The 20865-nt window shown below is 55.1% G+C and carries 17 protein-coding genes and 2 tRNA genes; 8 read left to right on the forward strand and 11 right to left on the reverse strand.

Going from position 1 to position 20865, the window contains the following annotated elements:
• Nucleotides 1-21: 21 nt before the first annotated feature.
• Nucleotides 22-636 carry a thymidine kinase gene (gene tdk, locus ACWKXT_RS05375; protein ID WP_454531872.1) on the reverse strand — a complete coding sequence of 205 codons (615 nt, stop codon included), beginning with the start codon at nt 634-636 and terminating at the stop codon, nt 22-24.
• Nucleotides 637-1184: 548 nt separating this feature from the next.
• Here tdk and hns point away from each other — a divergent pair.
• On the forward strand, nt 1185-1598 hold the full coding sequence (gene hns / locus ACWKXT_RS05380) for a histone-like nucleoid-structuring protein H-NS (protein WP_008502781.1): 414 nt from the start codon (nt 1185-1187) through the stop codon (nt 1596-1598).
• A 199-nt stretch (nt 1599-1797) separates the two neighbouring features.
• Here the strand turns inward: hns and galU are convergent, their stop codons facing one another.
• From galU to rssA, 3 genes are all read right to left on the reverse strand, one after another.
• Nucleotides 1798-2706, reverse strand: a complete 909-nt coding sequence (galU, locus tag ACWKXT_RS05385; protein ID WP_080329350.1) for a UTP--glucose-1-phosphate uridylyltransferase GalU — start codon at nt 2704-2706, stop codon at nt 1798-1800.
• 200 nt (nt 2707-2906) lie between these two features.
• Nucleotides 2907-3920: a two-component system response regulator RssB gene (gene rssB, locus ACWKXT_RS05390; protein ID WP_080329351.1), complete on the reverse strand. Its 1014-nt coding sequence runs from the start codon at nt 3918-3920 to the stop codon at nt 2907-2909.
• 91 nt (nt 3921-4011) lie between these two features.
• Nucleotides 4012-4914: a patatin-like phospholipase RssA gene (gene rssA / locus ACWKXT_RS05395; protein ID WP_454531873.1), complete on the reverse strand. Its 903-nt coding sequence runs from the start codon at nt 4912-4914 to the stop codon at nt 4012-4014.
• A gap of 113 nt (nt 4915-5027) precedes the next feature.
• On the opposite strand from rssA, the gene ACWKXT_RS05400 reads away from it, so the two are divergent.
• From ACWKXT_RS05400 to ACWKXT_RS05415, 4 genes are all read left to right on the forward strand, one after another.
• Nucleotides 5028-5486 (forward strand): YchJ family protein, encoded by a 459-nt coding sequence (locus ACWKXT_RS05400; protein ID WP_454526558.1) that lies wholly within the window; start codon nt 5028-5030, stop codon nt 5484-5486.
• A gap of 46 nt (nt 5487-5532) precedes the next feature.
• On the forward strand, nt 5533-6375 hold the full coding sequence (purU, locus tag ACWKXT_RS05405) for a formyltetrahydrofolate deformylase (protein WP_003856715.1): 843 nt from the start codon (nt 5533-5535) through the stop codon (nt 6373-6375).
• 158 nt (nt 6376-6533) lie between these two features.
• Nucleotides 6534-6618, forward strand: a tRNA-Tyr gene (locus ACWKXT_RS05410).
• A gap of 35 nt (nt 6619-6653) precedes the next feature.
• Nucleotides 6654-6738: transfer RNA gene (locus ACWKXT_RS05415), tRNA-Tyr, on the forward strand.
• A gap of 83 nt (nt 6739-6821) precedes the next feature.
• Here ACWKXT_RS05415 and ACWKXT_RS05420 read toward each other — a convergent pair.
• On the reverse strand, nt 6822-7265 hold the full coding sequence (locus ACWKXT_RS05420; RefSeq protein ID WP_041909598.1) for an Lrp/AsnC family transcriptional regulator: 444 nt from the start codon (nt 7263-7265) through the stop codon (nt 6822-6824).
• Nucleotides 7266-7372: 107 nt separating this feature from the next.
• Here ACWKXT_RS05420 and ACWKXT_RS05425 point away from each other — a divergent pair, with 107 nt between their 5' ends.
• Nucleotides 7373-8269: a DMT family transporter gene (locus tag ACWKXT_RS05425; RefSeq protein ID WP_454531912.1), complete on the forward strand. Its 897-nt coding sequence runs from the start codon at nt 7373-7375 to the stop codon at nt 8267-8269.
• Here the strand turns inward: ACWKXT_RS05425 and narI are convergent.
• The 5 genes from narI to ACWKXT_RS05450 form a co-directional block, all read right to left on the reverse strand.
• Nucleotides 8266-8943 carry a respiratory nitrate reductase subunit gamma gene (gene narI, locus ACWKXT_RS05430; RefSeq protein WP_454531874.1) on the reverse strand — a complete coding sequence of 226 codons (678 nt, stop codon included), beginning with the start codon at nt 8941-8943 and terminating at the stop codon, nt 8266-8268. The two genes, ACWKXT_RS05425 and narI, sit on opposite strands and share 4 nt — an antisense overlap.
• Nucleotides 8943-9653: a nitrate reductase molybdenum cofactor assembly chaperone gene (gene narJ / locus ACWKXT_RS05435; RefSeq protein ID WP_454531875.1), complete on the reverse strand. Its 711-nt coding sequence runs from the start codon at nt 9651-9653 to the stop codon at nt 8943-8945. The genes narI and narJ overlap by 1 nt, the downstream gene beginning before the upstream one ends.
• On the reverse strand, nt 9650-11185 hold the full coding sequence (gene narH / locus ACWKXT_RS05440; RefSeq protein WP_422711457.1) for a nitrate reductase subunit beta: 1536 nt from the start codon (nt 11183-11185) through the stop codon (nt 9650-9652). Before narH ends, narJ begins: the two co-directional genes overlap by 4 nt.
• Complete coding sequence (locus tag ACWKXT_RS05445) at nt 11182-14925, reverse strand: nitrate reductase subunit alpha (RefSeq protein WP_454529581.1); 3744 nt, start codon at nt 14923-14925, stop codon at nt 11182-11184. Before ACWKXT_RS05445 ends, narH begins: the two co-directional genes overlap by 4 nt.
• 382 nt (nt 14926-15307) lie before the next feature.
• On the reverse strand, nt 15308-16705 hold the full coding sequence (locus ACWKXT_RS05450) for a NarK family nitrate/nitrite MFS transporter (RefSeq protein WP_454531876.1): 1398 nt from the start codon (nt 16703-16705) through the stop codon (nt 15308-15310).
• 309 nt (nt 16706-17014) lie between these two features.
• Between ACWKXT_RS05450 and narX the strand changes: the two genes are divergently transcribed.
• Together narX and narL are read left to right on the forward strand one after the other, a co-directional pair.
• The gene (gene narX, locus ACWKXT_RS05455; RefSeq protein ID WP_454531877.1) at nt 17015-18811 is read left to right on the forward strand and encodes a nitrate/nitrite two-component system sensor histidine kinase NarX; all 1797 of its coding nucleotides are present in this window, start codon (nt 17015-17017) and stop codon (nt 18809-18811) included.
• Nucleotides 18804-19454 (forward strand): two-component system response regulator NarL, encoded by a 651-nt coding sequence (gene narL, locus ACWKXT_RS05460; RefSeq protein ID WP_003856701.1) that lies wholly within the window; start codon nt 18804-18806, stop codon nt 19452-19454. The genes narX and narL overlap by 8 nt, the downstream gene beginning before the upstream one ends.
• A gap of 3 nt (nt 19455-19457) precedes the next feature.
• Here the strand turns inward: narL and ACWKXT_RS05465 are convergent, their stop codons facing one another.
• Nucleotides 19458-20864, reverse strand: coding sequence for a YchO/YchP family invasin (locus tag ACWKXT_RS05465; RefSeq protein ID WP_454531878.1), 1407 nt, complete (start codon nt 20862-20864; stop codon nt 19458-19460).
• Nucleotide 20865: the final 1 nt, after the last annotated feature.

Consider the following 20865-nt stretch of genomic DNA (forward strand, 5'->3'; position numbering starts at 1 on the left):
ATGTCTGAATAACAGCAGATACTATTTTCGGTTATCGTGCTGAATCGCCGTCAGCGAGCCTACGGACAACGCTTCCTTATAATGCTTACGGCAGACCGACACATAGCGCTCATTACCGCCTATCACCACCTGCTCACCATCCGCGTAAGGTTTTCCGGCCTGGTCGAGACGCAGCACCATGCTGGCTTTGCGGCCGCAGAAGCAGATAGTCTTCAGTTCAACCAGTTTATCCGACCAGGCGAGCAAATACTGGCTCCCGGCAAACAGCTCCCCGCGGAAATCCGTACGCAGGCCATAGCAAAGGACGGGGATATCAAGCTCGTCGACCACTTCTGAGAGCGCATGAACCTGTTCTCGCGTCAGAAACTGACTCTCATCAACCAGAACGCAATGAATGGGCTCTGAAATATGCGCAGCCCGGATGTCCTCCAGCAGGTCTGTTTGCGGGTTAAACAGCCTGGCGGGCGATGACAGGCCTATTCTGGAACTCACCTTCCCTGCACCGAAGCGATCGTCGATTTCAGCCGTATATACAACGGTACGCATCCCCCGCTCATGGTAATTGTAGGAGGACTGCAGCAGTGCGGTGGATTTCCCTGCATTCATTGCCGAATAGTAGAAATAAAGTTGTGCCATTGGCCGTAAAACCCTAATCAATGTGTAATATTCCCGATGAGTCATTGTACCATATTTTGTCTGGTCATCAGTGACTGGCCGCACAGACGATGCCGCACAGCGCGAGGCAACACGCCCTCTTTTAGCGAAAATAATCCGTTAAAACAGAGAGTAAAGGCAGCTCCGCTGGGGAATATGTTATATGGTTAGCCAAACATAACACTTCTTTTTATAGTGGAATCCGCGTTCATTAAAATTCACTATTTATTAACTATTCCAGCCTTAACGCTGCTGCCTGGAACTAATACAAAAGGCTGATATTTATCCGCCGCAACTATAATTCCTGCGGTAAATGTCACAAAAAAAAGATGCAAGCGGCCGGGTTAAGCAGGTTTACGTGATAACAAGCGAGACTGGCGTCGAGGAAATTTAAGTTAGCGTAATTAATAATAGCGGCTTTATTTAGTATTTTTTGAATTCCTTACATTGCTGGCTATTGCACAACTGAATTTATGGCTCTATTATTAGGTCAACAAACCACCCCCCATTATAAGTTTGAGATTACTACAATGAGCGAAGCACTTAAAATTCTGAACAACATCCGTACTCTTCGTGCGCAGGCAAGAGAATGTACCCTTGAAACGCTCGAAGAAATGCTGGAAAAATTAGAAGTTGTAGTTAATGAACGCCGCGAAGAAGAAAGCGCTGCTGCTGCTGAAATCGAAGAGCGTACGCGTAAACTGCAGCAATATCGTGAAATGCTGATTGCTGATGGTATCGATCCTAATGAATTGCTGAACAGCATGGCTGCAGCTAAAACTGGTACCAAAGCAAAACGCGCTGCCCGTCCTGCTAAATATAGCTACGTTGATGAGAACGGCGAAACTAAAACCTGGACTGGCCAGGGCCGCACTCCTGCTGTAATCAAGAAAGCTATGGATGAGCAAGGTAAACAGCTGGATGACTTCCTGATCAAGGATTAATCTCGTCGAATTCAGAAAAATCCCGCTTCATGCGGGATTTTTTTTAACCACAATTTATCGCAAACATCCTCTTACACTCCGTCATAAAGCGTTATTCGGCTATTTAGCTTTGCTTACAATCAGGCTTCTACTGGCGTCTTACGGGCATAAAAAAACCGGTGGGCAGTGCCACACCGGTTTCAGACATTTACACCCAGGGTTATTTCTTAATACCCATACTCTCTTTGAGCCAGGCTTTAAATTCTTCACCCAGCGTGTTGTGGCGAATGCCATATTCAACGAATGCCTGCATATAACCGAGCTTATTACCACAGTCATGGCTCTTACCTTTCATATGGTAAGCCTCAACGGTCTCTTTCTCGATCAGCATATCAATGGCATCCGTCAGCTGGATTTCATCACCCGCTCCTGGAGGCGTTTTCGCCAGCAGAGGCCAGATTTCAGCGCTCAGGACATAGCGACCCACTACCGCCAGATTAGACGGCGCCACGGCAGCTTTAGGCTTCTCTACAACGCCAACCATTGGCACACTTTCGCCTGGCTCAAGGTTCACGCCTTTGCAGTCAACCACACCGTAAGCCGTCACGTCTTCAACAGGTTCAACCATGATCTGGCTGCAGCCCGTTTCGTCGAAGCGATGGATCATCTCAGCCAGGTTATCCTGGGAAAGATCGGATTCATATTCATCCAGAATAACGTCAGGCAGAATGACCGCGACAGGCTCATCACCTACAACAGGATGTGCGCACATAACCGCGTGGCCCAGACCTTTCGCCAGCCCCTGACGAACCTGCATAATAGTGACGTGTGGAGGGCAAATAGACTGAACTTCTTCTAACAGCTGACGCTTAACACGTTTTTCCAGCATGGCTTCGAGTTCAAAACTTGTATCGAAGTGGTTTTCGATAGAGTTTTTTGATGAATGCGTAACCAGCACAATTTCAGTAATACCAGCCGCGATACATTCGTTAACGACATACTGGATTAATGGCTTATCAACCAGAGGCAGCATCTCTTTAGGGATCGCCTTAGTTGCTGGTAACATCCTGGTCCCCAATCCCGCTACCGGGATGACGGCCTTTCTGACTTTCGAATTTAGGGCAGCCATTCAAATTCTCCTGAGCTGTTCAAGTTTTGAACTTTTATGCAATAAATAACGCGTTGAGTATATCAGCCTCGCCCCGCAGTCCGGGTCTGAAAAGAACGCGTTGCCGATCAATTAGGACAAATACGCATGAATCTGGGCAGCGATAGTAGCATTCCCGAGAAAACACAGGTAAAGCAATCTTAAAATTAAGATCCAATTGCTTATTCCGTGGACAACATTAAGCGTAGCCGTCCTCCGGCGCCCCAAATTTGGCACTGCCAGGAGGAACAGCGATGGCTAATTTGATTAAGATACGCCGTTCCCAGTGTCCCAAGCGGCACGCCGTTACTTACCTGAATATGATGTTCACCGGTATTCAGTGACGCGTTGAGACCTGCTGAAACGAGGATAAGATTCTTTAAGCCACTATGGTAATAACCGACCAGCAGTGGAAACTGTCCGGGCAAATTAGCCTGGCGAAAAAGCTGGTTTACCTGTTTGAGTAAACTGCCTAACTCAGGAAGCCGTTGCCCCTGATGCGATAACTGTTCCTGCAATAAACCATTAAATAGCGCACGAAGTAACAACGCGGCTAATACGCCATTATCCCCTGCTCGTGTAACATCCAGAGAATAAAATGCGAGGTCAGAATCAGACAGCGGCGCGATATCCAGCACCAGTCCTGGCTGGTCAGCCGCCACCAGCTGACGATAATTTACGCGGCAATGTGAAATAGTTTGCTGCACGGGCGGCTGAAGTTCTTGCAACAGTTTCGCCGCGGCAGGAGGATTACTCACCAGAGCATCCCAGTCCTGAAAAAGACGTTCCTCTTCCTCAACCCGGGAATTAAACATATTTGGATAAAGACAGGCTAATACCGTTTCACGCAGCCGGTTGAGATCCTTTACGGGTTTAAGCAGGATATCCTGAACGCCCAGCCGCAAAGCTTTAGCAATATCCGCCATATTCTCTGTCGCCGAGATCACCAGAATGGGCATCTGGTCGCCCTCATTGCGAAGATGCTCAACCAGCTTGAGTCCATTCATTCGCGGCATCGCGATGTCACAAATCATCAGGTCGGGCGTGATGCGGGTCATTTTTTCCAGCGCGTCGATGCCATCTTCAGCCAGAGAAGTGTTTGCTCCCAGTGAGGATAACCACGAATCCAGTAGCGATCGGAAAACGGGCTCGTCTTCAACAATCAAAATGTGTTTTCCGGCCAATGGCTGCGTCATGGTTCCTCCCCTGGCTGATAGTTACTAAATAGTGGCATGCTATCGGCACTATCGCCTGTCAGATTTTGCTGAAGTAGTCAAAAAAAGGTGCTTAACGTGCTGTTCGCACAAAAGGCAGCAACTCGTCTATTTTCTTTTCGACGGCTAGCGAGCCCGCTGCGATGGCGGCCTCAGCCCGATGGAAATCAAGGGTAGAGATTTGCGGACAATATGGCTGAATAAGAATATCCGGAGGGTCGCCTGCCATACGGTTACGTTTTAGGCGATTCTCAAGAACCTGAATTGAGGTGGTCATAATTTCCATCGCCGTCGGTGCGGCTATCGAGCGTCGTGCGGCGAGGCGGCCAATTCTTCCGCGCAAACGTTCATGCCAGGCAAGCTTCCCGGCTTCGACATCTTCGTTCTGGAGGTTGACCGGCATAAGGTCTTGCTGCATCAGGTGAGCGTCGTGCTGTAAATCAACGGCGATAACGATGTCGGCTCCCATGGCACGCGTCAGAGAGATGGGGACCGGGTTAACAACGCCACCATCGACAAGCCAGTAACCGTTATGGGGTACAGGAGCCATTAGCCCAGGGATACTGCACGAAGCACGCACGGCAAGGTGAATATCCCCTTCGGTCAGCCAGAGTTCACGGCCAGTGCTGAGATTGGTTGCGACGGCGCCGAATGGCATCTGACAATCAGTGAAGTCGTCGAGAGGCATAACCTGGCGGAACTGGTTAAAGACGCGTTCACCGCGCAACAGCCCACCGCGCTGCCAGGAGAGATCCATCAGACGCAGCACGTCCCAATAGCTGAAGGAGCGCACCCAGGTTTCGAGTTCCGGGAGCTTGCCGCACGCGAAGGCGGAGCCGACAAGCGATCCTATTGAACATCCTGCAACGATATCAACGTTAACGCCCATCTTGTTTAAGGCATTAATCACGCCGATATGAGACCAACCGCGGGCTGCACCTGAACCCAACGCCAGTCCAATTTTAACCTTTCTCATTAGCCCTGTTTTACTTCCCCTGGATTCCTGACATAGCGTCAACGCAACTGCTCAGTTAACATAGTGCTACCCGAAGCGTTTTACGCCCTTATTTTTGTTTCAGGAAGAGAATTGTGTCTCAACTCTGCCCTTGTGGTAGCGCTCTGGAGTATAGCCTATGTTGCCAGCGATATCTTTCTGGCGATCAGGTTGCACCGGGCCCGTCACACCTCATGCGTTCACGGTATACTGCTTTTGTGATCAAAGACGCAGACTACCTGATAAAAACCTGGCACCCGTCCTGCCACGCCGCTGATTTCAGACAGGAGATCGAAGCCGGGTTCGCCAACACCCACTGGCTTGGACTTACCGTCTTTGAATCGTCCCCCGGCAGCTACGACGACGAAGGCTTTGTCAGTTTTGTTGCCCGTTTCACCGAGAACAATAAGCCCGGCGCCATTATCGAGCGTTCCCGGTTCTTAAAGGAAAGCGGGCAGTGGTATTATATTGACGGTACGCGCCCACAGTTTGGTCGTAACGATCCCTGCCCTTGTGGTTCAGGTAAAAAATTTAAAAAGTGTTGCGGGCAGTAACGCCTGACAACCCAGACTTCGCAAATACAAACAGGATTTCCCGGCGATGCAATCATTACAACGTAAAGTTCTGCGCACTATCTGTCCCGATCAAAAAGGGCTTATCGCACGAATTACCAACATTTGTTACAAGCATGAACTGAATATCGTGCAGAACAACGAGTTCGTTGACCACCGCACCGGACGCTTCTTCATGCGTACCGAGCTGGAAGGTATTTTCAACGACACCACCCTGCTCGCCGATCTGGACAGCGCGCTGCCGGAGGGCTCCGTGCGTGAGCTGAATCCCGCGGGCCGCCGTCGCATTGTGATTCTGGTGACGAAAGAGGCTCACTGCCTGGGCGATTTGCTGATGAAAGCCAACTACGGTGGCCTTGATGTGGAAATTGCTGCCGTAATCGGCAATCATGAGACCCTGCGCACGCTGGTGGAACGTTTTGATATTCCGTTCGAACTGGTGAGCCATGAAGGCCATACCCGTGAAGAACACGACAACCTGATGGCTGCTGCCATTGAAGCGCATAACCCGGACTACGTGGTGCTGGCAAAATACATGCGCGTGCTAACGCCTTCCTTCGTGGCCCGCTTCCCGAACAAGATTATCAACATCCACCACTCGTTCCTGCCAGCCTTTATTGGCGCGCGTCCTTATCACCAGGCGTACGAACGCGGCGTGAAGATCATCGGCGCCACCGCGCACTACGTGAATGACAATCTGGACGAAGGCCCAATCATCATGCAGGACGTGATTCACGTGGATCACACCTATACGGCAGAAGATATGATGCGCGCCGGACGTGACGTTGAGAAGAATGTACTGAGCCGCGCGCTGTATCAGGTGCTGGCGCAGCGTGTCTTTGTCTACGGTAACAGAACCATCATTCTTTAATCTTTCGGAAAATGAATTGATTAGCTTTGCGCCTTTACGGATAAAAAGCAGGCAAACAACTTCATTTCCCTAAAGGAATGCTTTACAGGGGCGTCTCATTTGATATGATGCGCCCCGCTTCCAGCAGGAAGCAGGTAAGTCAAAAAGCATTACCCCGTGGTGGGGTTCCCGAGCGGCCAAAGGGAGCAGACTGTAAATCTGCCGTCATCGACTTCGAAGGTTCGAATCCTTCCCCCACCACCATCTCTCAGCATGACCTCAAAATTTGAATTACCCCTGGTGGGGTTCCCGAGCGGCCAAAGGGAGCAGACTGTAAATCTGCCGTCATCGACTTCGAAGGTTCGAATCCTTCCCCCACCACCATCACTTCCAAAATCATAACAAAATCGAACCTAGTCCGCCTTCGTAGGCCGGGTAAGGCGCAGCCGCCACCGGGCGACAGACCACTACATCGGTGGCAAACGACGCTTCACCGGCGAACTCTTCACAATCGACGTATTACACTGGGCATGTTCCGCCAGCCCGTCCAGCAGCGCATCCAGTTGTTCTATCGATCGCACCACCAGCCTAATCACAAAGCAGTCTTCTCCAGTCACCTTGTCACTCTCAATACACTCCGGCATCGCCTGAATGTATTTATCTACCTTATGTAACAAGCCCGGCAAAGGCCGCACGCGCACCAGAGCCTGCAGCGTATACCCCAGCGCCGCGAGATTCACCCGTGCACCATACCCCTGAATTACACCGCGCTCTTCCAGCCTTTTCAGGCGTTCTGCCGTGCTGGGGGAAGTCAGGCCGATGCGGCCACTGAGCACCTTCAAAGACATGCGCGCATCCTCGACCAGGCAGGCTAAAATTTGCCGATCGATATCATCAATAAGGTATTCCACTCGTTTCACCTAATTTAAAAAAGCAGTTAACACTTTCAACCTTATCTCACCCCTGTAAAACCCGACAGCGATTTTCGACAATAGCGTTATTAATCGGGAGGTGAATGATGCGTGATTTACATAAAGGCGTCTGGCAGATGGGCCTGGCGATGTTAATTTCAGGTTCTATCGGCGCGTTCGTTTTGCTCAGCGGCCTGCCGGTGACGGAAGTGGTGTTCTGGCGCTGTCTTATCGGGGCAATGGCGCTTTTTATTTTTATCAGGGTAAGTCAAAAGCCCTTTAGTCCCCTCACCCGCTCCACGCTGCTGCTGGCCATTCTCGGCGGCGTGGCGCTCGTGGTGAACTGGCTGCTGCTCTTCGCGGCCTATGAACGGATCTCTATCGGGCTTTCTACCGTGGTCTATAACACCCAGCCGTTTATGCTGGTCCTGATGGGGATGTTTTTAGGTGAACGCGTCAGCATGGTGAAATGGGGCTGGCTGTTCCTCGCCTTTGGTGGCGTGGTGGTATTGCTCTCCAGCGAGCTAACCGGCGCGCATGGCAGTGAATGGCTCACCGGAATCGGTCTGGCGCTGTCAGCGGCTTTCTTCTACGCGCTGACGGCAATCATTGCGCGCAAACTGAAAACAATCGCACCGCAGCATATCGCCTTTATCCAGGTGCTGACGGGTATCGTGATGCTTCTGCCGTTTGCCAGCCTGCCGTCATTTTCTGGTGATTTTCCCTGGCCGATCCTGCTGACGCTCGGCATCGTCCATACCGGCATTATGTACCAGCTGCTGTATAGCGCGATCCAGAAGCTGCCTACCCCCATTACCGGCTCCCTGTCGTTTATCTATCCGGTGGTGGCGATTGTTGTCGATAATGTGGTGTTCGGACATTCGCTGAACCTGACGCAACTGGCGGGCGGCGCGTTGATCCTGTTTGCAGCAGCGGGCAATAACCTGGGCTGGGGCGAAAAAAAACCCCGCGAATGCGGGGTGAGTATTAAAACGACGAATTAGCGACGGGCGCGTACAATCTGGTATTTGCGCGTCAGGTACTCCACCGGCGCGCTCCAGATGTGCACCAGACGGGAGAACGGGAACAGCACAAACAGCGTCATGCCCAGCACCAGGTGAACGCGGAAGATAAACGCCACGCCGTCCAGGTGCTCAGACGCGCCACCGTGGAAGGTGACCACGGACTGCGCCCAGCCGACCAGCTTCATCATCTCGCTGCCGTCCATATGCTGCGCCGAGAACGGAATGGTCAGCAGACCGAGCGCACACTGCACCATCAGCAGGGAGAGGACCAGGATATCCGCTGCGGTGGTGGTAGCACGCACGCGCGGGCTGAACAGACGACGTTTCAGCAGCAGCAGTCCCCCCACCAGGGTCATCACCCCGCAGGCACCGCCGGCGATCATCGCCATCTTCTGCTTCACTTCAATCGGCAGCCACGCTTCGTACATCCAGTGCGGCGTCAGCATCCCGAGGAAGTGACCGGCAAAAATCCCCAGAATCCCGATGTGGAACAGGTTAGACGCGACGTGCATCCCTTTGCGGTCCAGCATCTGGCTGGAGGCGGCACGCCAGGTGTACTGGCCGTAGTCGTAACGCAGCCAGCTTCCCACCAGGAACACGGTGCCCGCGATATACGGGTAAATGTCAAAGAAGAACATATTCAGGAAGTGCATTAGTGCCGTCCTCCGTTAGAGATATTCAAATATTGCGGGGCAACCGCGCCGGCAAAACGACGCTGGTGAGCGGAGATTTCAGACTCGCCGCAGTTCTGGTCAGCAAAAAATTTCACCTGCTCTTCTTCCCAGACCGCGTCCAGCGCTTGTGGGGTGTCGTCGCGGGCTTCGTCCGCGATTTTCTCCGCCACTTTTTCACTGTCAACCGAGGCGTTCGCCAGCTTCACCAGCAGATCGAAAAGCACCGCATAGCGGCTCTCGCGCTGCTGAAGACGCGCACTGAGCAGCGCCAGAATAGGCGCGATGTCCTGCAGACCACCCAGCGCCTCTTCTTTTGGCAGCTGCGCCAGGTACTCCAGATACAGCGGCAGATGATCCGGCAGCTCGCGGCTGTCCAGCTGCAGACCGTGCTGTTCGTACTGAGCCATCAAATCCACCATCGCCTGACCGCGGTCGCGCGATTCCCCGTGAACGTGTTCAAATAGCAGCAGCGACGTCGCGCGGCCACGATCAAACAGCTGGCTGTAGTCCGCCTGGGCATCGAGCAGATCGCGCGCCAGCAGATCCCGGAGGAAAACGCCCAGCGCCTGGGCATCCTCTTTATCCAGGTTTTCAGATGACGCGAGTGCATCAAAGAGTTCCTGTTGATGCTGCGCAAGCGCAGCATCCGGGTACTCGAGCAGACGCGAAACAATGACGAGTTCAATCATTGGTGCGGCTCCGTTTTGCTGGTCACATCCATGGCGTCGATGCGGCGGCTGTTGAACAGGTTGAATTTGCTGTCGGACCCGTGGCAACCGTCGCCAAAGGTAAAGCCACATCCGCTTTTTTCCGGGAAGGCTTCGCGGGCCAGTTCACGGTGGCTGCTCGGCACCACGAAACGGTCTTCGTAGTTAGCAATCGCCAGATATCGGTACATCTCCTGCGCCTGCGCTTCGGTCAGGCCGACCTCTTCCAGCGCGCGGGTATCGTTCACGCCGTCAACGGTTTCCGCACGTTTGAAGTGACGCATCGCCAGCATGCGTTTCAGCGCGAGCAGTACCGGCTGGGTATCCCCGGCGGTGAGCAGGTTGGCCAGATACTGAACCGGGATGCGCAGGCTTTCCACGTCCGGCAGAATGCCGTTGCTGCCCAGCTCGCCCGCGTCCGCCGCAGACTGAATCGGAGATAGCGGCGGTACGTACCAGACCATCGGCAGCGTGCGATATTCCGGGTGCAGCGGCAGGGCCAGCTTCCAGTCCATCGCCATTTTGTACACCGGAGACTGCTGCGCCGCGTCAATCACGCTCTGCGAAATACCGTCTTTCAGCGCCTGCTCAATCACCTTCGGATCGTTTGGATCGAGGAACACGTCCAGCTGACGCTGATACAGATCTTTCTCGTTCTCGGTGCTTGCGGCATTTTCAATCGCGTCCGCGTCATACAGCAGCACGCCAAGGTAGCGGATACGGCCTACGCAGCTCTCTGAGCAGACGGTCGGCATCCCGGCTTCGATACGCGGATAGCAGAAGATGCACTTCTCAGACTTACCGCTCTTCCAGTTGAAGTAGATTTTTTTGTACGGGCAGCCGGTGATGCACATACGCCAGCCGCGGCACTTGTCCTGGTCGATCAGCACAATGCCATCTTCTTCACGCTTGTAGATGGCGCCGCTTGGGCAGGTCGCCACGCACGCCGGGTTAAGGCAGTGTTCGCACAGGCGCGGCAGGTACATCATGAAGGTGTTTTCGAACTGGCCGTACATCGCCTTCTGCATGTTCTCGAAGTTCTGGTCTTTGGCGCGTTTTTCGAACTCGCCGCCCAGAATCTCTTCCCAGTTTGGACCGCTGGTAATTTTGTCCATGCGCTGACCGGTGATCAGCGAGCGAGGACGGGCGATCGGCTGGTGCTTGCTTTCCGGCGCGTTGTGCAGGTTCTGGTAGTCGTAATCAAACGGCTCGTAATAATCCTCAATGCCCGGCAGATGCGGGTTAGCAAAGATTTTACCGAGCAGCATTGCACGGTTACCCATGCGCGGTTGCAGTTTGCCGTTGATTTTACGGATCCAGCCGCCCTTCCACTTCTCCTGGTTTTCCCAGTCGGTCGGGAAGCCGGTGCCCGGCTTACTTTCCACGTTGTTAAACCAGGCGTACTCCATACCTTCACGGCTGGTCCAGACGTTTTTACAGGTGACCGAGCAGGTATGACAGCCGATGCATTTATCCAGATTCAGCACCATGCCGACTTGTGAACGAATTTTCATTTTACGCTCTCCTGTACCTGGTCATTACCTTCGCCGTCTAACCAGTTAATATTCTTCATCTTACGTACCACCACGAACTCATCGCGGTTCGATCCTACGGTGCCGTAGTAGTTAAAGCCGTAGGCCAGCTGCGCATAGCCACCGATCATGTGGGTTGGCTTCGGCGTAATACGGGTCACGGAGTTGTGAATACCGCCGCGCTGCTCGGTAATCTCTGACCCCGGCAGGTTCACGATACGTTCCTGCGCGTGGTACATCATGGTCATCCCGGCCGGTACGCGCTGGCTCACTACCGCACGCGCCGTCAGGGCACCGTTGCTGTTGAACACTTCGATCCAGTCGTTATCTTCGATCCCCAGATCTTTGGCGTCCGTTTCGCTCATCCAGACAATCGGACCGCCGCGCGACAGCGTCAGCATCAGCAGGTTGTCGCTGTAGGTGGAGTGAATACCCCACTTCTGGTGCGGCGTCAGGAAGTTCAGCGCCTTCTCCGGGTTACCGTTCGATTTCGCGCCCATCACCGCTTTCACGGAGCGGGTGTCGATTGGCGGACGGTAAACCAGCAGGCTTTCCCCGAAGTCGCGCATCCACTGGTGATCCTGATAGAGCGACTGACGACCAGACAGGGTGCGCCATGGGATCAGCTCGTGAACGTTGGTATAACCGGCGTTGTAAGACACATGCTCATCTTCGAGGCCTGACCAGGTCGGGCTGGAGATAATCTTGCGCGGCTGGGCCTGAATATCGCGGAAGCGGATTTTCTCTTCCTCTTTATTCGTCGCCAGGTGCGTATGGTCACGACCAGTAAATTCACTCAGCGCCGCCCAGGCTTTCACGGCAACGTGGCCGTTGGTTTCCGGAGCCAGGGTCAGGATCATCTCTGCTGCATCAATCGCCGTGTTCAGCATTGGCTGGCCTTTGGCCGGGCCGTCCGCCTTGGTGTAGTTGAGCTTACGCAGCAGATCCATTTCGCTCTGGGTGTTCCACGCGATCCCTTTTCCGCCGTTACCAATTTTCTCCATCAGCGGGCCGATAGAGGTAAAGCGCTCATAGGTCGCCGGGTAGTCACGTTCAACCGGAATAATGTGCGGGGCGGTGACGCCCGGGATCAGGTCGCACTCGCCTTTTTTCCAGTCCTTCACGTCCAGCGGTTGCGCCAGTTCGGCGGCAGAGTCGTGCTGGATTGGCAGCGTCACCACGTCGGTCTCTTTGCCCAGGTGACCTACGCAAACTTCAGAGAATTTCTTCGCGATGTCTTTGTAGATATCCCAGTCGCTTTTTGATTCCCACGCCGGGTCAACGGCCGCAGAGAGCGGATGAATAAACGGATGCATGTCCGAGGTATTCATGTCGTCTTTTTCGTACCAGGTAGCGGTTGGCAGCACGATGTCGGAGTACAGGCAGGTGCTGGACAGACGGAAGTCGAGCGTCACCACCAGATCCAGCTTGCCGTCGAGACCGTTGTCTTTCCATTCCACCTCTTCTGGCTTCACGCCGCCCTGCTTGCCGAGATCTTTACCCTGAATACCGTTTTCGGTACCGAGCAGGTATTTCAGCATGTACTCGTGGCCTTTACCGGACGAGCCCAGCAGGTTGGAGCGCCAGATGAACAGGTTACGCGGATGGTTTTTACCGTTCTCAGGCTGTTCTGCCGCGAAGCGGATTGAGCCATCCTTCAGGGATTTCACGGTGTAATCCACCGGCGACATCCCCGCTTTCTTCGCCGCTTCCGCAATGCGCAGCGGGTTAGTGCCCAGCTGCGGCGCAGACGGCAGCCAGCCCATGCGTTCAGCACGCACGTTGAAGTCAATCAGGTGACCGCTGTAGCGGGATTTATCCGCCATCGGCGACAGCAGCTCCTGCGCGGTGACCGTCTCGTAGCGCCACTGGCTGGAGTGGTTATAGAAGTACGAGGTGCTGTTCATGTGACGAGCCGGACGCTGCCAGTCGAGGGCAAACGCAAGCGGCTGCCAGCCGGTCTGCGGACGCAGTTTTTCCTGGCCCACGTAGTGCGCCCAGCCGCCGCCGCTCTGACCGACGCAGCCGCAGAAGATCAGCATGTTGATCAGACCGCGATAGTTCATATCGAGGTGATACCAGTGGTTCAGACCGGCACCGACGATGATCATGGAGCGACCGTGGGTTTTGTCGGCGTTTTCCGCAAATTCGCGAGCGATACGGGTGATCTGCGCGCGCGGCACACCGGTGATCTGCTCCGCCCAGGCCGGGGTGTAGGCCTTCACGTCGTCATAGCTGGTTGCGCAGTTTTCGTCGTTCAGCCCGCGCTCCAGGCCGTAGTTCGCCATGGTCAGGTCATAAACGGTTGTGACCAGCGCGGTAGAACCGTCGGCCAGCTGCAGGCGCTTAACCGGCAGTTTGTGCATCAGAACGTTTTTCAGTTCAACCTTGTTGAAGTGCTCTGAACCTTCGCCACCAAAGTACGGGAAGCCGACCTCAGCGATCTCGTCCTGGCTGCCCAGCATGCTGAGACGCAGCTCCGTCTCTTCACCGGTGGTGCCGTTACGCTGCTCCAGGTTCCATTTGCCTTTTTCGCCCCAGCGGAAGCCGATTGAGCCATTAGGTGCCACCAGCTCGCCGTTGCTGTTATAGGCAACGGTTTTCCACTCAGGGTTGTTTTCCTGGCCCAGGGCATCCACCAGATCGGCGGCGCGCAGCGTGCGACCAGCGGCATAGTAACCCTCACGCTCCTCGAGCATCACCAGCATCGGCATGTCGGTGTAGCGACGCACGTAGTCAGTAAAGTACTGGCTTGGTTTGTCGAGGTGGAATTCGCGCAGCATGACGTGGCCCATCGCCATCGCCATCGCGGCATCGGTACCCTGTTTCGGCGCCAGCCACAGGTCGCACAGCTTGGCGATTTCCGCGTAGTCCGGAGTGATCGCAACGGTTTTGGTCCCTTTGTAGCGGACTTCGGTAAAGAAGTGCGCGTCCGGGGTACGGGTCTGAGGAACGTTAGAGCCCCAGGCGATGATGTAGCTGGAGTTGTACCAGTCGGCGGATTCCGGCACGTCGGTCTGCTCGCCCCAGGTCTGCGGAGACGCAGGCGGCAGGTCGCAGTACCAGTCGTAGAAGCTCAGGCAGGTACCGCCGATAAGAGACAGGTAACGCGCCCCGGAGGCGTAAGAAACCATCGACATCGCCGGGATGGGCGAGAAGCCCGCCACGCGGTCAGGACCGTAGGTTTTGACGGTGTAGACGTTGGAGGCGGCAATCAGCTCGTTCACCTCTTTCCATGAGGAGCGAACGAAACCACCGCGACCGCGAGCCTGCTTGAAGCTTTTTGCTTTGTCGGCATCTTCAATAATGGACGCCCAGGCATCAACCGGATCGCTGTGCTGGACTTTCGCTTCACGCCACATCTTCATCAGGCGTTTACGCATCAGCGGGTATTTCAGACGGTTGGCGCTGTAGAGATACCAGGAGTAGCTGGCGCCACGCGGGCAGCCGCGCGGTTCGTGGTTCGGCATATCCGGACGGGTGCGCGGATAGTCAGTCTGCTGCATTTCCCAGGTCACCAGACCGTTTTTAACGAAAATCTTCCAGCTACATGAGCCAGTGCAGTTCACGCCGTGGGTAGAACGGACGACTTTGTCATGCTGCCAGCGCTGACGGTAACCGTCTTCCCAGTCCCGGTTGGTATCCAGAACCTGGCCGTGCCCATCGGCAAAAGTTTCACCCTTCTGTTTGAAGTAGCGAAACCGGTCCAAAAATTTGCTCATCGGGTATCTCCTGTGTGGAGCCTGTGGCTCTCTAAATCGACATTGCTGATTTGCAGCGAAGGTAACGCCCTGAAAGAGGAGGAGAATTGATAACGATCAAGACGAAGAGGGACTTTAAAAGGAAGGGTTAGACCAAATACCACCAAAGCGGTATATTTTTAATATGACTAACCAGATGATTTATAAAGAGATTTATGATTCATCGTACAATAACCCCGGCAAAATTTAACATCTCAGGTATTAAGGGGTAGACCCACCTGTAAAGCGATGGCGATCGCAGTGTTACCTGCAGGCGTCTGCTGTGAAAAGCATCAGTATGTTGTAACTATTATGCGGGTTAAAAAAAACGCGGCCCGAAGGCCGCGTAAACGGATAATCATACTTACTTATTTTTCTTGGTATTACGGCCATATACCAGCCACGTAATCACAACGCAGGCGATATAGAAGACGAGGAAGACTTTCATGGCGCCAGCCGGAGAGCCGGTCAGGTCAAGCGAGATACCAAACGCTTTCGGGATAAAGAAGCCGCCAATTGCACCAATGGCAGAGATAAAGCCCAGGGCCGCAGCCGTATCCGTCGCCGCTTCACGCATGGCCTGTTCTTCGCTTCCGCCCTGCGCTTTAACGCGATCCATCGTCAGCTTGCGGAAGATCACGGAGATCATCTGGAAGGTGGAAGCACTCCCCAGCCCGGCCGTCAGGAACAGCACCATAAACACGCCGAAGAAGGCGATGAAGTTACCGCCCTGCCCGTCAGCAGGTAGCGTCAGGAACAGCAGCGCGCAGAAGACCGCCATCACAACGAAGTTCACCAGCGTTACGCGGGTACCGCCCAGACGATCCGACACCATGCCGCCCAGTGAACGGGCCAGCGCGCCAATAAACGGACCGAAGAAGGCGAATTGCAGGATCTGTACGTCGGGGAACTGGGTTTTCGACAGCATGGCGAAGCCCGCAGAGAAGCCGATGAACGAACCGAAGGTGGCCAGATAAAGCAGTGCCATCACCCAGAGGTGACCACGCTTCAGCACCGGAAGCTGTTCGCTCAGGGATGCCTTCGACGCGGTCAGATCGTTCATAAAGAACCAGGCCGCGAGGGTGAAGGCCACCAGGAACGGAACCCAAATCCAGGCCGCGTTCTGCAAATAGAGGGAAGAACCATCCGCCTGCTCAACGCCACCGCCGCCAAAGGCCGCAAATATAGAAACAGAGATCGCCAGCGGCGCAATCAGCTGCATCACGCTTACGCCCATGTTACCCAGGCCGCCGTTAATACCCAACGCGCCGCCCTGCTTCGCTTTCGGGAAAAAGAAGCTGATGTTTGCCATGCTTGAGGCGAAGTTAGCGCCAGCGAAACCGCACAGCAGGGAGATAATCACGAACACGCTGAACGGCGTGGAGGTATCCTGCACCGCAAAACCCAGCCATACGCAAGGGATGATCATGATACCCGTACTGAACGCCGTCCAGCGACGGCCACCGAATACCGGGACCATAAACGCATAAGGCACGCGCAGCAATGCGCCCGAAAGCGACGGCAGTGCGGTCAGCATAAACAGCTGATCGGTGGTAAACGTAAACCCTACTTTTGGCAGGTTTACCGCCACTGCACTAAACAACATCCATACGCAAAACGCTAATAACAAACACGGAACGGAAATCCACAGATTTCGGCTTGCTACACGATGGCCGCGCTGTTGCCAGAACGCCGGATCCTCTGGACGCCATTCAGTAATAACGGCACCATTATCCCTTTCGGGAGCGGATGAGTGACTCATAGACACCTCTGATTCTCGAATGATGCTGCAAACATTAGGGTTTTAGAGCGGCGGTAAGTTGATATAAATCAAAGGAAAAGTGGAAGGATTTGCGGCCCGAAAAAAGCTCTCATCCTTAGTGAGTAGGATATATCGGTAAAAAAGACGTGGTTTTTCACGGTGCTGTAGATTCCCTGCTCCGTCCTCCCCCTCCCCCTTACTCCTTTGGCAATTTAGGAGTAATCCTTTATTGGTATGGGTATACTCCAGGGTATGCACCAGAATAGCGCCATTCCTGCAAGCAGGCCACGTCAGGAGCCCGGCAACTCTATGTTAAAAAGATGTTTATCACCGCTGACTCTCGTGAATCAGGTTGCCCTGATTGTTTTGCTGTCCACCGCCCTCGGCGTGACCGGCATGGCGATTTCTGGCTGGCTGGTACAAGGGGTACAGGGTAATGCGCATGCCATCAATGAGGCAGGCTCGCTACGCATGCAGAGTTACCGTCTGCTGGCGTCGGTCCCCCTGACGCAGGACGATCGGCCATTAATTGATGAGATGGAGCGCACGGCCTTCAGCCCTGAACTGGAAAACGCCGCCATTCGAGCCGGTCAGGAATCCCAGCTTAAAGCGCTTCAGGGCTACTGGCACACCCAGCTGGAGCCCGGTCTGAAACAGGCGCGCACCACGGAGACCGTTGCGCGGGACGTGGCGGGTTTTGTCTCCCGCATCGATTCGCTGGTCTCCGCTTTCGACCAAACCACCGAATTACGCATCGACCGGGTGGTGATGGTACATCGCGCTATGGCCCTCTTTATGGGTCTGCTGCTGATCTTCACCATCGTCTGGCTCCGGGCCCGGCTGTTGAATCCCTGGAAACAGCTGCTGGCAATGGCGCGCGCCGTCACGAACAGAGATTTTACCCAGCGTACGCACATCAGCGGGCGCAACGAGATGGCCATGCTTGGTCAGGCACTGAATACCATGTCGGCTGAGCTGTCTGAAAGCTACGCGGTGCTGGAGCAGCGCGTGCAGGAAAAAACGGCAGGACTGGAGCAGAAAAACGAAATCCTCTCCTTCCTGTGGCAGGCTAACCGTCGGCTGCACATGCAGGTGCCGCTATGCGAACGCCTCTCGCCGGTGCTCAACGGCCTGCAAAATCTGACCCTGCTGCACGATCTGGAGCTGCGGGTTTACGATGTGGAAGATGAAGAGAACCACCAGGAATTCACCTGTCAGTCGGACATGTCCTGCGATGACAAAGGCTGTCACCTTTGCCCGCGCGGCCTGCCGCCGCTGACGTCTGGCGGCACCACGCTGAAATGGCGCCTGACGGACAGCCATACCCAGTACGGCATTCTGCTGGCCACCCTGCCTACGGGTCGTCACCTGAGCCACGACCAGCAGCAGCTGGTGGATACGCTGGTTGAACAGCTAACGGCCACGCTGGCGCTCGACAGGCATCAGGAAAAACAGCAGCAGCTGATCGTAATGGAAGAGCGCGCGACCATCGCCCGCGAGCTTCACGACTCTATCGCTCAGTCGCTCTCCTGTATGAAAATGCAGGTGAGCTGCCTGCAGATGCAGGATGCGGAAATGCCGGAAAGCAACAAACAGCTGCTGAGCCAGATCCGCAACGAGCTGAACACCTCCTGGGTACAGCTGCGCGAACTGCTGACCACCTTCCGCCTGCAGCTGACCGAGCCGGGCCTGCGCCCGGCGCTGGAATCCAGCTGCCACGAATTTAGCGCCCGTCTGGGGTTCCCGGTGAAGCTGGATTACCAGCTGCCGCCGCGGTTTGTTCCCTCTCATCAGGCGATTCATCTGCTGCAGATCGCCCGCGAAGCGCTGAGCAACGTGCTTAAACACGCTGAAGCGACGGCGGTTACGGTCACCGTTAGCCAGCACGACAATCAGGTCAGACTGACGGTTCACGACAACGGCCGCGGCGTGCCGGAAAATGCCGAACGCACTAACCACTATGGTTTAATTATCATGCGAGACCGCGCCCAAAGCCTGCGCGGTGATTGCCAGGTTCGCCGGAGAGAGACGGGTGGCACGGAAGTTGTGGTCACCTTTATTCCCGAAAAACCGCTTACAACTGCTCAAGGAGAAACCCATGACTAATCAGGAACCGGCATCCATCCTGTTGATCGACGACCATCCGATGCTGCGTACTGGCGTAAAACAGCTGGTCAGCATGGCACCCGACATTACCGTCGTTGGCGAGGCCAGCAACGGTGAACAGGGCATTGAGCTTGCCGAATCCCTCGATCCGGATCTGATCCTGCTCGATCTCAACATGCCCGGCATGAACGGTCTGGAAACCCTCGACAAGCTGCGCGAGAAATCCCTTTCCGGTCGCGTGGTGGTGTTTAGCGTCTCCAACCACGAAGAGGACGTCGTCACGGCGCTGAAGCGCGGCGCGGATGGGTATCTGCTGAAAGATATGGAGCCGGAAGACTTGCTTAAGGCGCTGCAGCAGGCTGCCGCAGGCGAGATGGTGCTGAGCGAAGCCCTGACGCCGGTGCTGGCCGCCAGCCTGCGCGCCAATCGCGCCACCTCTGACCGTGACGTCAGTCAGTTAACCCCGCGCGAACGCGATATTCTTAAGCTGATTGCCCAGGGCCTGCCGAACAAAATGATCGCCCGCCGTCTGGATATCACCGAAAGTACGGTCAAAGTGCACGTGAAGCATATGCTGAAGAAAATGAAGTTAAAATCCCGCGTGGAAGCCGCGGTGTGGGTCCATCAGGAACGTATTTTTTAAGCCTCATTCATCCGGCAGCAGCTTCCAGCGCGGGTCGTCGTCAGGTAATGCGACCAGCGGCTGCGCCACGCTAAGCGTGATCTCATTGGACGAGACGCGCTGGCCCTTCGCATCTTCCACCACCGCCGAGAGGTGCCAGCGGTTTGTCGCCCCTTCAGCGTCATTCCAGGCAGGCATAATTACGCTCCAGCCGTCGGTACTGTCACTTTTCCCTGGTGACGTCAGGCTCAATGCCTGGGTATCACCCTGCCAGTGGATCTGACGGATACCGTGGGTGCTGCGAACCTGCAGTTTCAGCATGACGGTCTCACCCCCTTTCAGATCCCACGGCGGGGTCGCCAGCCAGACGGACAGCGTTTTACGCTGGCGGAACTCCATGATCGGCAGACCACTGCGCTCCGGCGAGTCATAGCGGCTTCCGCGCAGGGAGCGCGTGGCCGCGACCTCCCCGGCGGAGAGCTGCTTAACCAGCGGTACGCCGAAGCGATAGTTGAGCTTCAGCCCCAGGTTATTCTGGCTCTCGCCGCTTTCGCCCTGCTTATGTCCGGCGGTCAGCGTCACCAGCGGTACGGGGGTATAGTTAAGCCCGAGATTGACCGCCACCGGGTTGTGATACCCGGTTCCGCTGTTGAAGAGGTCGACGTTATCACCAAAATATTGCTCAAAGCTAACGCTGGTATTCAGGTGATGAAACCACGGCAGCCAGGCTTTGGCGGTAACGTCATATCCCCGCGCCATGCGCTGCTCCTGGACGTCAGAGCGCTCGCGCCAGCCGGCAAAAGGCTGATAGTAGTTGGCTGACAGGCGCAGATTTTCCCCCCACACCTCGGCGCCCAGTCCGGCACGCTGCAGGTTTTCGTCCAGCAGGTTGTCGTAAAAGGTGTTGTAGCCCAGCAGCCATTTTCCGGCGACCCAGCGCTGGCCGATTCCGGCATTACTGACCAGGCCATCCGTCTGCTGCGTCAGCCCCAGCTGGCTCCAGCTCAGGTAACGGTTGTTATCGTTCCAGGGGATAAACCAGCTCCCGCTGCTGCCGTTGAATTTCCCGTCGTTATCCACCAGCAAATTGACGCTGGCATTCCCCCAGGGCGACAGCCAGGATTCGATCTGCTGGTTCACTTCGCCGCTCACCGCGTCGCGCACCTGACCAAAGGCAAACTGCCGCGCCTGCTCGCCCGTGGTCAGGCCATTGTCGGTCATACTGGCCTCACCAAAGGCTTTCGCCATTTCCGCCAGATGCTTTTCGCCCTCGCCGGTGGGCGCTGCCATTCCGAGATCTGGCAAATTATCCCCGTTATTATCAAAGGGGTTTTGTGCCTGCTGGATAAAGGAATGCGGCGCACCGTGGACGGCTCCGGCAGTAACAAGGGAGAGTAAAACAAGCGTTCGGAAAGGGGGAGAAACAGTCATC

This window comes from Enterobacter sp. UPMP701, assembly GCF_053709515.1.